Source organism: Flavobacterium sp. (assembly GCF_035299005.1).
Lineage (GTDB): Bacteria > Bacteroidota > Bacteroidia > Flavobacteriales > Flavobacteriaceae > Flavobacterium.
This window is the reverse complement of sequence record NZ_DATGXL010000014.1, coordinates 138,776-153,977: the sequence shown is the minus strand read 5'-3', so window position 1 is coordinate 153,977 and position 15,202 is coordinate 138,776. Positions and strand designations below refer to the sequence as shown.

Below are 15,202 nucleotides of genomic sequence, written 5' to 3'. Positions count from 1 at the left end.
CCTTATGAATACAACTAGTTTAATAGTATTACTTTTTGCTCCGCTAATTGGTTTTTTAATCAATGTGTTTTTTGTAAAAAAAATGAGTAAAAACCTTTCTGGTGTTGTAGGAACAGCGTCAGTTTTACTTTCGTTTGTGATTACATTGCTGCTTTTTTTCAGTGTAAAACAACCCGTAACACTTCATTTATCAGAGTGGTTTTCAATAGGGAAATTAGCAGTAAATTTTGATTTTGTTTTTGATCAACTATCTATCTTATGGTTGCTGTTTGTAACTGGAATAGGAACATTAATTCATGTTTACTCGATTAGTTACATGCATGATGATGAAAATATGTATAAGTTTTTTGCTTATCTAAATTTGTTTATTTTCTTCATGATTACTTTAGTTGCGGGAAGCAATCTTTTAATTATGTTCATCGGATGGGAAGGAGTAGGATTGTGCTCTTATTTATTAATCGGATTCTGGTATAAAAATCAAGAGTATAATGATGCAGCCAAAAAAGCATTCATTATGAACAGAATTGGAGATTTAGGATTCTTAATCGGAATTTTTATTTTAGGTTTTGCAACAAATACACTTGAATTTGCAGGAATTCAACAGGCAATTGATGTGAATGGAGTTGTTTCAACATCTGGATGGTACTCAATTGCGGCATTTTGTTTGTTTATAGGTGCTTGTGGAAAATCAGCACAATTACCACTTTATACTTGGTTGCCAGATGCAATGGCTGGACCTACACCAGTTTCTGCATTAATTCACGCGGCTACAATGGTAACAGCAGGTATTTTTATGATTACTCGTATGAATTTCTTGTTTGATATTGCTCCAGTAGTTCAAAATATTATTGCAGTGGTTGGGGTTGCTACAGCTTTAATTGCAGCATCTATTGGATTAGTTCAAAATGATATTAAAAAAGTATTGGCTTATTCAACAGTTTCACAACTTGGTTTAATGTTTTTAGCTTTAGGATTAGGAGCATATCAAGTCGCAGTTTTTCACGTTATCACACACGCTTTCTTTAAAGCTTGTTTATTCTTAGGTTCAGGTTCGGTAATTCATGCTTTACATGGTGAGCAAGATATGAGAAAAATGGGTGGTTTAAGAGGAAGTATGAAAATTACCTATATTACCTTTTTAATTGCAACACTAGCGATAGCAGGATTGCCACCGTTTGCAGGATTTTGGTCTAAAGACGAAATTTTATTAACAGCTTTTCATGAAAACAAAGTGTTATGGGTTTTAGCAACAATTGCTTCTATCATGACTGCTTTTTATATGTTTAGATTATTATACCTTACATTCTTTAATGAATTTAGAGGTACTGAAGAACAGAAAAAACATTTACACGAAAGCCCAAGTTTAATTACTTTTCCATTAATAGTTTTAGCAATATTATCAGCGTTAGGTGGATTGATTAGTTTGCCTTTTGGTAACAGTTGGTTGAATCATTATTTAACACCAATTTTTGCTCACAAAGATCATGCTGAGCATCATTTGGGTGCTACTGAATATGGCTTAATGGCTTTTGCAGTTATTGGAGCGTTAATTGGGATAGGAATAGCTTATAATATTTACATGAAGAAAAAAGAAGTGCCAACATCTGATGAAGTTCAAGGATTACACAAAGTACTTTCAAACAAATATTATATAGATGAAATATACATGGCAATCATTGTTACACCAATTTATGGTTTAGCAAGTTTTTCTAAAAATTTCATTGAGAAGTATATTTCTAAATCTGTTTTTGGTTTAGGAAATGTAGTTTCAGTTTTATCAATACAAGGTAAAAAAGTACAAAACGGAAATGTTGGTTTTTATCTTTTTGCATTTGTATTTAGCATTAGCGCGTTTTTAATTTATTTATTTCTTATCCGATAATTTGATATTATGAACATAAGTATCGTATTAATTTTATTATTAGCTGGAGCAGCTTTCACTTTTTTTGCAGGAAATAAATTTGCATCAAAAATTGCCTTGTTAGTCAGCGTTGCTTCTTTTGTATTCACATTATATGCACTTAATTTGTATCTTAATGGAGCTGATTTAAGTTGCAAATCTATTTGGATTCAAAATCCTAAAATTTATTTTTCATTAGCTGTTGATGGTTTGTCATTGGCTATGTTGCTACTAACAACTGGATTATTACCATTAATTGTTTTGTCGGGATGGATTACAAAATTTGAAAATGAAAAAGCAATTTACAGTTTAGTATTATTCATGGCATTTGCTATGGCAGGAACTTTTTTAGCAGCTGACGGCTTGCTATATTATGTTTTCTGGGAATTAGCACTTATTCCAATTTATTTTATTGCTCTATTGTGGGGCAATGGTTCTTTAGAAGAACGTAAAAATGCAATTTTAAAATTCTTTATTTACACTTTTGGAGGTTCTTTATTTATGCTTGTTGCTTTTATTTATTTGTATCAAAAAGCAGGAAGTTTAGAGATCGAAAGTTTATATGCTTTAGCATTAACTGGAACTGAAAAAACATGGCTTTTCTTAGCGTTTTTCTTAGCATATGCAATTAAAATTCCTTTGATTCCTTTTCACACATGGCAGGCTAATACTTATAGTAAAGCTCCAGCAATTGGAACAATGCTTTTATCAGGGATTATGCTAAAAATGGGATTATACAGTGTGTTGAGATGGCAATTGCCAATAACTGATAGTGCTGCAAAAGAATTTATGCCTTATATATTAGGAATTTCAATTGCTGGAGTTATTTACGGTGCGGTTTTGACTTTGAAACAAAAAAATCTTAAGAAATTATTAGCATATTCTTCACTTTCTCACGTTGGATTAATTGCAGCTGGTTTATATTCATTAACTATTGAAGGATTTCAAGGGGCTGTTTTGCAAATGCTTTCTCATGGGTTGGTAATTGTTGGATTGTTTTTTGTAGCAGAAATTATTTTCAACAGATGGAATACTTATACTATTTCAGAAATGGGTGGAATTCGTTCTCAAGCTACAAGATTTGCTTCATTTTTTATGATTTTAGTTTTAGCTTCTGTTGCGATGCCTACTACTTTTAATTTTGTTGGTGAGTTTACTATATTGTACAGTTTGTATAATGTAAATATTTGTTTTGCTATTGTAGCTGGAACAACTATTATTTTAGGAGCATTTTATATGTTAAGAATGTATCAGCAATCAATGTTAGGTGAAACAAATACAAAAGTTTTTGCAGATGTTACCATTACAGAAGGTTTGGTATTGTTAATTATAGTTGGATTAGTGTTTTTCTTTGGATTATACCCAAAACCAATTATTGAGTTAATCACACCAAGTTTACAAAATATTTTAAATCAAATTAATTAAGAAAGTCAATTAAGAATGAATACATTAATAGCTATAGTAGGTTTAGGAGTTTTTTGCTTAGTAGCAGAGATTTTTAACTTTAGAAAGGCCATCATTCCAGTAAGTGTTATTGCTTTACTTGCTTTATTTGGTTTAACCATTACAGACAATTTACCTCAAGTTGCTGGGGATTATAGCAATATGATTGAAGAAACTAGCTTTTCTAAGACATTTTCTTCTTTATTTATTTTACTTACAGCATTATTGTTGGTTTTAAGTAATAATGTTTACAAGAATAGTTCTAAAATATCAGATTTTATTTCTATCAAAATATTTATGCTTTCAGGTGCAATTGCTATGGTAAGCTTTAATAATATGGCCATGTTTTTTCTTGGTATAGAAGTGCTTTCTATCGCGCTGTATGTTTTAGCAGGAAGTCATAGACTTGATATTAGAAGTAATGAAGCAGGTATGAAATACTTTTTAATGGGTTCTTTTGCTTCTGGAATTTTACTTTTTGGAATTGCTATGTTGTATGGTGCAACTGGAACTTTTGACGTGCCAACATTATATGATGCTTCAATCTCTGCAAATACAGAGTATTGGTTTTATATTGGAGTTATTTTAATTACAATAGGTATGTTGTTCAAAATTGCAGCTGTGCCTTTCCACTTTTGGGCTCCAGATGTTTATGAAGGTGCACCATTAATTGTTACTGCATTTATGAGCACATTTGCAAAAGTTGTTGCAATGGCATCTTTCTTTAAATTAATAACCATTTTAAACAGTTACATGGCATATAGTTATGAAATTGTGATATTGGTTATTTCTATACTTTCTATGACTATTGGTAACATTATGGCATTGCGTCAAAATAGTGTTAAACGTATATTAGCTTTTTCAGGAATTTCTCACGCAGGATTTTTATTAATGACACTATTAAATATTGGCGCAGCGGCTAATAACCTATTGTATTATTCAGCGTCTTATGCTTTAGCAGGTGTTGCAGCATTTTCAGTTTTAATTTATGTATGTAAAAATGAAGACGATGATAAAATTGACAATTTCAATGGTTTAGCCAAAAGAAATCCTTTGATGGCAGTTATTATGTCTTTAGCATTATTATCAATGGCTGGAATTCCTATTTTAAGCGGGTTTTTTGCTAAATTGTTCTTGTTGAATCAAGTTATTTCTGCTGGTTTCTTGGTGTTGGCAATTGTTGCAATAGTAAATTCTATGATTAGTGTTTACTACTATTTTAGAGTTATCCTTGCTATGTACACTAAAGATTCTGTAAAACAAGAAGTAGAACACGGTAGTGAATTTTACATAGTTGGAATAGTTGCAACAGTATTATTAATTGTATTAGGATTATTTCCAGATACAATTTTACATTTAATATAACTTTTATACAGATACTACAACGCTAACTGCGTTTCCACCAAAGCCTACAGCATTTACTAAAATCTTTTTTAGAGGTGTTGTGGGTTTTTTGTTTGGATAAAACGGACTTTCGATTATTGTGTTGTTTTGTAGCATTAAAATTGCCAATTCAAGACTTAACATACCTGAAGAGCCAAAAGTATGTCCGATTTTCCATTTATTAGTAGTTAATGATGGAATGTTGTTTCCAAAAACTTTTTCAATAGCTTTAAATTCTGATAGATCGCCTTTAATAGTTCCAGGAGCATGCATTACAATTACATCAATTTCATTTATATCGATTCCGTCAATTGCCATTAACATAGATTTTTGAAAGCATTCTGCTTCAGTAGAAATAGAAACATTGTGTTCTAATATTTCAGTTGCATATCCAATCCCTTCGATATATGCAAGAGCATTTTCTTTTGCTCCATTTTCTATACAGATAACTGCTGCTCCTTCTCCAATTACTAGAGTATTTTGTTTTTTAGATAAGTTTAAGGCTTGACAAGGGAATTCACTTTCGTTTTTTGAATAAATTCCTAATGCTTGCATTTGTGCAATTGTAAAAGGTGTCAGTGGAGCTTCTGTACCACCAACTAAGAATTTATCTACCATTCCTGCTTGTAGCCAAGCAATGCCATTTAAAAGCGCGTGTAGTGAAGTTGAACAAGTGATTGAATGAGAAACTTCGGGACCATTTGCTTGTAAATCGTGAGAAACCCAACTTGAGAGGTTGCCAAGCGTTGTGGTTGGTGAAGCTAATGTGTTTACTTTATTAGATTTAATGAACTCTTCATGATGTTTTTCAAACAATTCAGTAGCTCCTCTTGAGGAACCAATATTGATTCCAAATACATCTTTTTTTGTCCATTTTGCAGTTGCAACCACTTTTCTTGAAACCAATATTGCAAATAAAACGGAATTATCTATGCTTTTATATTTATTGTCGGAATTTCTTAGTCGTGTGATTTCATCTTCTACTTCAATAGGAATAGATGCTACTAAAACATCTTGATGGTTTATACTTTTCTTTTGGATACAACTCTTTCTTTGGTTGTATTTTTTCCATATCATATCATTTTCTAAACCTAATGTAGAAATAGACGCAAAACCAGTTATGGCAATTTTTGTTTTCAAGGTATTGGGGAATTACAATTGAATTTGTCTTTCAATTTGTTGATCTAATGAAATAAAAGTTTCTGTTCTAGAAACACCTTCAATAGGTTGTATTTTTTTATTTAGTAATTGCATTAAATGTTCATTATCTTTACAAATGATTTTGATTAAAATGCTCCAATTTCCAGTTGTATAATGGCATTCGAGTACTTCAGGAATTTTTTTTAATTCTTTAACGACTTCTGGATTACTTGAAGCTTTTTCTAAATAAATACCTATGAATGCGGCTGTACTGTAGCCCAAAACTTTGGTGTCAACCACAAATTTAGAACCTGCAATAACGCCTGCTTGCTCAAGTTTTCGTAACCGTTGATGGATTGCTGCTCCAGAAATCCCAATTTTATTTGCAATTTGCAAAATTGGTTTACGAGCGTCTTCCATTAAATCTCGAAGAATCTCTTTGTCAATTCCGTCAATTTCAATTTGTAACTGATTTATCTTCATTTTAATTTATTTGAAAGTAAAAGTACTAAATTAGTTATAATTGAAACAAAAAAATCCGAGATCAATTGAAATCGGATTTTAAATTATAATTAAAACAATTAATTCTTCACATTCAAAGGATTATAACCTAAATAAGGGGCTTCGGTTTCCTTGAAGATAACACCATAGGTTTCTAATTCTTTTAGAATTGGAGTATAAACTTCTTTTGTGATTGGCAATTGAACACCTGGAGTTTTGATTTCTTTGTTTAAAATTTTTAAGGTTGCTATGGCGACAGGTAGCCCAACCGTTTTTGCCATAGCGGTATAAGTTTGATCGTCCCCAATACAAACCATTGTAGAATCAATTTGTTTCTTTTCGCCATTTAATTCATAACCAAATTTATGATACATGACAATCATGTCTTTATCGTTTGGTTGCAAAGCCCATTTTTCAGCTAATATTTTTTCTAATATTTGTGCTGGAGTTGCTTTAACTAATCCTACTTTTTTATCTGCATTAAACAAATCTAATTCAACTAATTTGTCCCAAATAATATCGTCTTGATCAATTTTTTGTGCATGACGTAATTTGATTTCCACAGTATCAGTTGGGTGATAAGGTAAGAATGAATTTGTAAATTCTCGATAAGTCATCTCTTCCGAATTATCAATAACATAAGAATCATCTGTCATTCCAAGTTGTACTAAAATGTCCCATGCTCTAGAATATCCCACACGTCTAATCGTTCCACGATAGCAAGTTAAAGCTTTGTCTAAGCCATAAACGCTTCTGTATTTTAAAGAATCTCTGTTGGCATAAGCTTCAAATCTTCCATATCCTTCAACTTCTAGAAACTCGGTTCTTCTAAATAATTTTGAGTATGGGATGTACTTGTAAGTTCCTTCTTGAATAAATTTTGCAGCTCCACCTTGTCCTGCCAACACAACATTTCTTGGATTCCAAGTAAATTTATAATTCCACAAATTAGTATCGCTCTCAGGTGCTACTAATCCGCCACAAAACGATTCAAATAAGATTATATTTCCTCCTTTATCACGAATTTCATCCAATACTTTCATGGCACTCATGTGATCGATACCTGGGTCTAGCCCAATTTCGTTCATAAAAACTAAATTGTTTTCTTTGGCTACAATATCTAATTCTTGCATTGCATTGCTGATGTAAGAAGCTGTTACCATATGTTTTTTATAAACAATACAATCTTTAGCAACTTCTAAATGTAAATGAGCGGGTAACATTGAAACAACTATATCTGCTTTTTGAATCTCGGCTTTACGTTGGATTTCATTAAAGATGTCAAATGCAATTGCGGTTGCATTTTTGTGATTGTTGGTTTTTTGTTTCGCTAAATCTTCTGATAAATCGCCAATTGTAACATGGAGATTTTCTTCTTCTGAATGATCTAACAAATATTTTATAAGCGATGAAGCCGAACGACCTGCTCCAATGACTAAGACATGTCTCATTTTGTACGTGTTGTGAAAATATCACACGAAGATAATAAAATGTTATATTTATAAAAACAATTTCCTTATTTATGTTATAATTTAACATTAAAACTTTTCCTATCTTTGGTCTAAAATTTGAAATAATGGACAAGAAAATTCTTTTAGCGGCAGCTTTCTTAGGGCTTTCGGCAATAATTTTAGGTGCTTTTGGGGCTCATGCGTTAAAAAAAGTGCTTTCTGTAGAACAATTACAATCTTTTGAGGTAGGAGTGCGTTATCAAATGTACCATGCTTTGTTTTTATTGTTTATTGGTGTATTCACTTTTTTAAGCGAAAAAGAACGTTTGGTTATTTTTTGGTTAACAATAATAGGGGTATCTTTTTTTTCAGGATCTATCTATTTATTGTCAACAAATGGGATTACAAATTTAAAAACTAAATTTTTAGGACCTATTACGCCAATAGGAGGAATGTTCTTAATCTCTGCATGGAGCTATTTATTTTACACGGTTTTAAGTAAAAAATAATAAATTAAAACGCTATCTGAAATTAAATTTATAATTTTGCACTTTATTAAATACACAACATAACAAACAATTTATGGATACGAATGCCCAAATTACGAAATCGATTTCGTTGGAAAAATACGGAATCGTTAATGTATCAGAAATAATCTACAATCCTTCTTATGAGTTTTTATATAATGAAGAATTAAATCCAGCTTTAGAAGGTTTCGAAAGAGGTCAATTATCTGAACTTGGAGCCGTAAATGTAATGACAGGTGAATTCACTGGTCGTTCTCCTAAAGATAAATATATAGTAAAAGACAGTGTTACAGAAAACACCGTTTGGTGGAACTCTGATAAAGCGGCAAATGACAATAAGCCAATTTCTCAAACGACATGGAATGCTTTAAAAGAAACTACTGTAAAACAACTATCAGGAAAAAGATTGTTTGTAGTAGATGCTTTTTGTGGTGCTAATGAAGATACAAGATTGAAAGTTCGTTTTATTATGGAGGTGGCTTGGCAAGCACATTTTGTAAAAAATATGTTTATTCGTCCAACCGAAGCAGAATTGGAAAATTTTGGTGAACCAGATTTTATTGTAATGAATGGTTCAAAAACAAGTTTTAAAGATTACGCAGCTCACGGATTAAATTCTGAAGTATATGTAGCTTTTAATTTGACTGAAAAAATTCAATTAATTGGCGGTACTTGGTATGGTGGGGAAATGAAAAAAGGTTTATTCTCGATGATGAATTATTATTTACCATTAAAAGGAATGGCTTCAATGCACTGTTCTGCTAACAAAGGAAAAGATGGTGATGTTGCTGTTTTCTTCGGGTTATCGGGAACAGGAAAGACTACTTTATCAACTGATCCAAAACGTGAGTTAATTGGGGACGACGAACATGGATGGGATAACGATGGTGTTTTCAATTTTGAAGGAGGCTGTTATGCAAAAACCATTGATTTAAGTGCGGCAAACGAACCAGATATTTATGGGGCTATCAAAAAAGACGCACTGTTAGAAAACGTTACAGTTGATGCTAACGGAAAAATTGATTTTAAAGATGGTTCGGTTACTCAAAACACTCGTGTTTCTTATCCAATTTATCATATTGAAAATATTGTAAGACCGGTTTCTAAAGCGGGTCATGCTACTAAAGTTATTTTCTTAACTGCAGATGCTTTTGGAGTAATGCCACCCGTTTCTAAATTAACACCAGAGCAAACAAAATATTATTTCTTATCTGGATTTACGGCTAAATTAGCTGGTACAGAAAGAGGAGTAACACAACCAGAACCAACATTCTCTGCTTGTTTTGGAAAAGCATTCTTGTCTTTACATCCAACCAAATATGGTGAAGAGTTAGTGAAGAAAATGGAGCAGCACAATGCTACTGCTTACATGGTAAACACTGGATGGAATGGTACAGGAAAGCGCATTTCTATTAAAGATACACGTGCTATTATAGATGCTATTTTGGATGGTTCAATAGAAAAGGCCGATACAAAAGTAATTCCAGTATTTAATTTTGAAGTTCCTACTGCTTTACATGATGTAAATCCAGCGATTTTAGATCCGAGAGATACTTATGCTGATGCCTCTGAATGGAATGTTAAAGCCGCTGATTTAGCTTCTAGATTTATTAAAAATTTCGTGCAATACACAGATAATGAGGAAGGTAAAAACCTTGTTACTGCTGGACCACAATTAGGATAAAGATTTTATTAATTCAGTTGAAAAGTCTCGATTTTTATCGGGACTTTTTTTGTGTAATAAAGCTGCTGTAAAAAAAATCCCAAATTCAATTTGAATTTGGGATTTTATATCTAGAAATAAATATTATTTTCCTTTATTTACTTCAGCTACATATTTTTCTAAAGCACCTGTCATTGATGGTGTTCCAGGGCTTGGAGCCATAATATCTACACGTAATCCGTGTTCTAAAGCTTCTTTTTGTGTGGTGCTTCCAAATACAGCAATTCTAGTGTTGTTTTGTTTAAAATCTGGAAAATTTTTGAACAAAGATTTAATTCCTGTTGGGCTAAAAAACGCTAAAATATCGTAATAAACATCTTTTAAATCTGATAAATCACTCATTACTGTTCTGTAAAAAGTACCTTTAGTCCAATCTACTTTTAAGGCATCAAGCGTAGGAGGTACGTCTGCATTTAATTGATCAGAAGAAGGTAGTAAGAATTTTTCGTCTTTATATTTTTTAATCAAAGGAGATAAATCTACAAAGTCTTTTTGACCAACATAAATTTTTCTTTTTCGGTACACCACATAGCGTTGTAAATAGAAAGCCACAGCTTCTGACTGACAAAAATATTTTAAATCTTCAGGTACTTTATAACGCATTTCTTCAGCCACTCTAAAAAAGTGGTCAACTGAATTTCTGCTAGTTAATATAATAGCAGTGAAGTTGTTTAAATCGATTTTCTGAGCTCTTACTTCTTTAGCAGGAACACCTTCAACATGTATGAAGGGTCTAAAATCAACTTTTACTTTAAGTTTATTTTGTAGCTCAAAATAAGGAGAATTTTCTACTTTAGGCTCTGGTTGTGAAACTAAAATTGTTTTCACTTTCAAATTTGACATATTTCTCTCTAATTTTTTGTAAACCAATTATAAATGAAATAGTAAGGCGCTATTTCAAGGGTGCAAAGATATAAAATAAAATAAAATATTTTACGTATCAGTAAATTTTGATATAATTTCAATGCAACCAAGTATGTAACAATGTTTATTGCAAATAATGCAAAAAGTAATGCCCAAAAAAACAAATCTGAATCTATTGGGTTGTAAAAAAGAATAATATTAACAGGTAAAAGTATAAATCCAAAGTAAGCACGGTAGTTTACTTTTAATAAATTAAATTGTTCATTAAATTCTTCTATTTTAAATGCTGTAGCTATAATTTTTTCGATGAGATATTTTGAAAGTATAAATACAGTTAAAAAAGTAAAAATCTGAATATAAATGATAATGTTGTTTTTTTCAGCTTTATCAAATTGATTTAAGACTAACAAAGTAAAAAATGAGAATGAGAGCAATTGTAAAACAAACATTGATACTGTAAAACCATTCATCAAATTGCTACTATCTCTATATATTTTTGTGTATTTGTCAGAATAAGCTAAACGTACAAATTCGGAAAAACGAATAGATGAAACTGTTTTGTTCACGGCAATAATACCAATGCAAAAAACAAACAAAAGGGTTGCCCAATCTTTGCTTTCGATTATTCGGTCATGTAATTGTATTGCTAGCATATTGATTGCAAAATTACAAAAAATACACTTAATATGATTATTATAAAATTATTAAGAATTATCCACTAGAAATAGTTTATTTTTGCATCAAAATATAATTCATTCTATGGCTAAAAGCATTGTCATAATCCCTACTTATAACGAAATTGAAAATATTGAAGCAATAATAAATGCAGTTTTTGCTTTACCTACCACTTTTCATGTTTTAATTGTGGACGATAATTCTCCTGATGGAACTGCTATAAAAGTTAAAGAACTTCAAAAACAATTTGATAAGCAATTGTTTTTAGAAGTTAGAACTAAAAAAGCTGGACTTGGAACGGCTTATGTACATGGTTTTAAATGGGCGCTTTCACAAGGTTATGATTATATTTTTGAAATGGATGCCGATTTTTCTCATAACCCTAACGATTTAGAAAAATTATTAGTGGCTTGTGAAAATGGTGCAGATGTAGCTATTGGATCAAGGTATTCAAATGGCGTCAATGTGGTCAATTGGCCTTTAATCCGTGTATTGCTGTCTTATTTTGCCTCGGTTTATGTTCGAATTATTACTGGAATGAAAATTGCTGATGCAACAGCTGGATTTAAATGTTACAGAAGAGTTGTTTTAGAAAAAGTAAATCTTGATAAAATAAAATTTGTTGGTTATGCTTTTCAAATAGAAATGAAATACCGTGCTTTTGTCAATAAATTCAATATTGTTGAAGTGCCAATCATATTTACTGATAGAACAAAAGGGCAGTCAAAAATGAGTGGTGGAATTATTCGTGAAGCTGTAGTTGGAGTAATTATGTTAAGGTTACGAAAAATATTTAATAGATTATAATGAATACATATTTAATTAGAAATGCCAAAATTGTAAACGAAGGTGCTGTTTTTGAGGGTGATATATTAATTGAAGATGAATTCATTAAGGAGATTGCCGAGAAAATAAGTCCAAAATCGTCAAACTGTGTGATTATTGATGCAGAAGGAAGCTATGTGATGCCAGGAGCTATTGACGATCAAGTGCATTTTAGAGAACCAGGTTTAACTCATAAAGGAACCATTGAAACCGAAAGTAAAGCAGCTATAGCTGGTGGAATCACTTCATTTATAGAACAACCTAATACAGTTCCAAATGCAGTTACACAAGAGCTTTTAGAAGATAAATATAAAATTGCTTCTCAAACATCATATGCAAATTATTCGTTTATGATGGGTGGAACAAATGATAATTTGGAAGAAGTTTTAAAAACTAATCCTCGCAATGTTGCAGGAATTAAATTGTTTTTAGGTTCTTCAACCGGAAATATGTTGGTGGATAATCAAGAAGTTTTAGAGAATATTTTTTCATCTACTAAAATGCTGATAGCCGTTCATTGCGAAGATGAAGCAACAATTAAAGCCAATTTAGAAAAATATAAAGAAGAATATGGTGAAGATATTCCAGTAAAATATCATCATCTAATACGTAGTGCAGAAGCTTGTTATTTATCATCTTCAAAAGCTATCGAATTGGCAAAAAAAACAGGTGCTAGATTGCATGTCTTTCATTTGTCAACCGCAAAAGAAATGGATTTATTTACAAATAAAATTCCATTAGAAGAAAAACAAATTACAGCTGAAGTTTGTGTGCATCATTTGTGGTTTACTGATGCTGATTATGATGCAAAAGGATCTTTAATAAAATGGAATCCAGCGGTTAAAACTCAAGAAGATAAAGACGCACTATGGAAAGCATTATTGGATGATAGAATTGATGTTATTGCTACCGATCACGCGCCGCATACATTAGAAGAAAAAATAAATTCTTATACAACCTGTCCATCTGGTGGGCCATTAGTACAGCATGCTGTTGTTGCCATGTTTGAAGCACATCATCAAGGAAAAATTTCGGTAGAAAAAATTGTAGAAAAAATGTGTCACAATCCGGCAAAAATTTTCAAAATCGAAAAGCGCGGATTCATTAGAGAAGGATATTTTGCTGATATTGCTATTGTGAACGCGTATTTACCTTGGAATGTAAAGAAAGAAAATATTTTATACAAATGTGGTTGGTCACCTTTTGAAGGCTATAATTTTAAATCGAGAGTAACACATACTTTTGTAAACGGGAAGTTAGTATATGCAAATGGTAAAGTTAAAGAAACAAAAGTAGGTCAACGTTTATTATTTGAAAGAGCAATATAAATGAAAAAGTTAGTAGTATTATTTTTTGGAATTATCAGTGTTTCATGTTCAAAAAACCCTGTACCAAAACCGGATAATTTATTAGATGATGAAGTAATGACTGATATTTTATTTGACATTGCTGTTTTGCAAGCAGCCGATGGTTCCATGCCTTTTAGATTATCTGAAAAAAACATAAAAATAAATACATATATTTTTAAAAAATATGAAATAGATAGTACAACTTACTATCAAAATCAGCGTTATTATGCAGCTGATGCACGCAAGTATAAAAAAATGTATCAGGAAGTTTTAGATCGTTTAGATAAAGCAAAAATTGAAAATGATTCTATTTTGCCTGAGGGAAAAGAAAGACTCAAATAACAGTTTTTAGAAAAGTTTCTTTCTTTTGAAAAGAAATTGATATCGCATTTTCGATTTTTTGAGTGTCATATTGGTCAATAGCGTGTGAAGAAGCAGCGGTTGATTTTGTTAGTTTTCTTTTACTATTTGTTAAAGTTGCTCGCAACCAATCAAGTCGCCAACCAACAGAAGTTAATGTTTTTGAAGCGCAAATAAAAGGTTTTTTGGTGTTTAATAAAGTAGCTATATAGAAAAACAAATCTTTGTAAGTACAATTTTCACCAACTAAAGTATAACGTTCGCCTGAAATTTTGCTTTTCATTAAAGTAATCATACATTTTGTAACATCTTGTACGGCAATAATTCCAATAATACCATTGGTGTAAAAAGGGATTTTATTTTTTACCCATTGAATAAAAAGATCACTTCCAAGATTAGAAAAACCATATCCAAAAATTACACCTGGATTTACAATTACAACATCTAATCCTTCTTGAAAGCCCCGCCATACTTCCATTTCTGCGCCATATTTTGTAATAGCATAATCACTATGTTGTTTTTCAGAATTCCATTCGGTTTCTTCTGTAATTAAATGCTCAGCTTCTTTGGTATCGCCAAGTGCTGCAATTGAACTTACATGACACAATTTCTTTATTTTGAAATCAATACAACAATTTACAATATTTGCAGTGCCTTCAATATTTATTTTCCTAAGCTTTTCTTCATCTTTAGGTTCAAATGATACTAAAGCGGCACAATGGTATACATGGGTTACATTTTCAAAAGCTTTTTCAAGAGAAGGTATATCAGTAATATCACCTTTTACCCAGTTAATTTTTTCAAACAAATCGATTTGTTTGTTATTTTCAAATATCTTTTTCGTTTTCTCAATTTGTTTATTTGAACGAAATAACGCCTTTACTTCTTCATTTTCTTGAAGAAGTGGTATTAACAAATGTGAACCTACTAATCCTGTTGCTCCTGTAACTAAAATCATGTGGTAAAAATAGCAAATCTTTTGATTTTAGATTTAAGATTAATGATTTTAGATTTAGAATTTCAAAACTTTATCACTTTTGACTTTTAGACTTTGCCACTTT

General features: G+C 31.2%; 14 protein-coding genes. 8 read left to right on the top strand and 6 right to left on the bottom strand.

The features are described from left to right. The first annotated feature begins 4 nt into the window (after positions 1-4). Genes nuoL through VK164_RS09525 form a run of 3 tightly spaced genes read left to right on the top strand, consistent with a single transcriptional unit; the run spans position 5 to position 4,708 of the window. Positions 5-1,882: an NADH-quinone oxidoreductase subunit L gene (nuoL, locus tag VK164_RS09535; protein WP_324209119.1), complete on the top strand. Its 1,878-nt coding sequence runs from the start codon at positions 5-7 to the stop codon at positions 1,880-1,882. A gap of 9 nt (positions 1,883-1,891) precedes the next feature. Continuing rightward, the gene (locus tag VK164_RS09530) at positions 1,892-3,325 is read left to right on the top strand and encodes an NADH-quinone oxidoreductase subunit M (protein WP_324209118.1); all 1,434 of its coding nucleotides are present in this window, start codon (positions 1,892-1,894) and stop codon (positions 3,323-3,325) included. 15 nt (positions 3,326-3,340) lie between these two features. Further along, positions 3,341-4,708 carry an NADH-quinone oxidoreductase subunit N gene (locus VK164_RS09525; RefSeq protein ID WP_324209117.1) on the top strand — a complete coding sequence of 456 codons (1,368 nt, stop codon included), beginning with the start codon at positions 3,341-3,343 and terminating at the stop codon, positions 4,706-4,708. Between the two features lie 3 nt (positions 4,709-4,711). On the opposite strand, the gene VK164_RS09520 is transcribed toward VK164_RS09525, so the two are convergent. The 3 genes from VK164_RS09520 to VK164_RS09510 all read right to left on the bottom strand — a co-directional run bounded on the left by VK164_RS09520 (position 4,712) and on the right by VK164_RS09510 (position 7,818). After that, the gene (locus VK164_RS09520; RefSeq protein WP_324209116.1) at positions 4,712-5,866 is read right to left on the bottom strand and encodes a beta-ketoacyl synthase N-terminal-like domain-containing protein; all 1,155 of its coding nucleotides are present in this window, start codon (positions 5,864-5,866) and stop codon (positions 4,712-4,714) included. A gap of 12 nt (positions 5,867-5,878) precedes the next feature. Beyond that, positions 5,879-6,349, bottom strand: a complete 471-nt coding sequence (locus VK164_RS09515) for an Lrp/AsnC family transcriptional regulator (RefSeq protein WP_324209115.1) — start codon at positions 6,347-6,349, stop codon at positions 5,879-5,881. 98 nt (positions 6,350-6,447) lie between these two features. Next, on the bottom strand, positions 6,448-7,818 hold the full coding sequence (locus VK164_RS09510; protein ID WP_324209114.1) for a saccharopine dehydrogenase family protein: 1,371 nt from the start codon (positions 7,816-7,818) through the stop codon (positions 6,448-6,450). A 125-nt stretch (positions 7,819-7,943) separates the two neighbouring features. Here VK164_RS09510 and VK164_RS09505 point away from each other — a divergent pair, with 125 nt between their 5' ends. After that, complete coding sequence (locus VK164_RS09505; protein ID WP_324209113.1) at positions 7,944-8,327, top strand: DUF423 domain-containing protein; 384 nt, start codon at positions 7,944-7,946, stop codon at positions 8,325-8,327. A 73-nt stretch (positions 8,328-8,400) separates the two neighbouring features. Then, positions 8,401-10,029 (top strand): phosphoenolpyruvate carboxykinase (ATP), encoded by a 1,629-nt coding sequence (pckA, locus tag VK164_RS09500; RefSeq protein ID WP_324209112.1) that lies wholly within the window; start codon positions 8,401-8,403, stop codon positions 10,027-10,029. Between the two features lie 123 nt (positions 10,030-10,152). On the opposite strand, the gene VK164_RS09495 is transcribed toward pckA, so the two are convergent. Together VK164_RS09495 and VK164_RS09490 are read right to left on the bottom strand one after the other, a co-directional pair. Next, positions 10,153-10,902, bottom strand: coding sequence for a uroporphyrinogen-III synthase (locus tag VK164_RS09495; protein ID WP_324209488.1), 750 nt, complete (start codon positions 10,900-10,902; stop codon positions 10,153-10,155). 17 nt (positions 10,903-10,919) lie between these two features. After that, a complete protein-coding gene (locus VK164_RS09490) occupies positions 10,920-11,585 on the bottom strand; it encodes a DUF4271 domain-containing protein (protein WP_324209111.1) in 666 nt (221 codons plus the stop codon). Positions 11,586-11,691: 106 nt separating this feature from the next. Between VK164_RS09490 and VK164_RS09485 the strand changes: the two genes are divergently transcribed. From VK164_RS09485 to VK164_RS09475, 3 genes are read left to right on the top strand one after another with little or no spacing between them, the layout of a single operon-like run. Continuing rightward, the gene (locus VK164_RS09485; RefSeq protein ID WP_324209110.1) at positions 11,692-12,414 is read left to right on the top strand and encodes a polyprenol monophosphomannose synthase; all 723 of its coding nucleotides are present in this window, start codon (positions 11,692-11,694) and stop codon (positions 12,412-12,414) included. Beyond that, a complete protein-coding gene (locus VK164_RS09480; protein WP_324209109.1) occupies positions 12,414-13,760 on the top strand; it encodes a dihydroorotase in 1,347 nt (448 codons plus the stop codon). Before VK164_RS09485 ends, VK164_RS09480 begins: the two co-directional genes overlap by 1 nt. Continuing rightward, positions 13,761-14,123 carry a DUF4296 domain-containing protein gene (locus VK164_RS09475; protein WP_324209108.1) on the top strand — a complete coding sequence of 121 codons (363 nt, stop codon included), beginning with the start codon at positions 13,761-13,763 and terminating at the stop codon, positions 14,121-14,123. Here the strand turns inward: VK164_RS09475 and VK164_RS09470 are convergent. Beyond that, positions 14,116-15,099, bottom strand: coding sequence for an SDR family oxidoreductase (locus VK164_RS09470; protein WP_324209107.1), 984 nt, complete (start codon positions 15,097-15,099; stop codon positions 14,116-14,118). The genes VK164_RS09475 and VK164_RS09470 overlap by 8 nt on opposite strands. Positions 15,100-15,202: the final 103 nt, after the last annotated feature.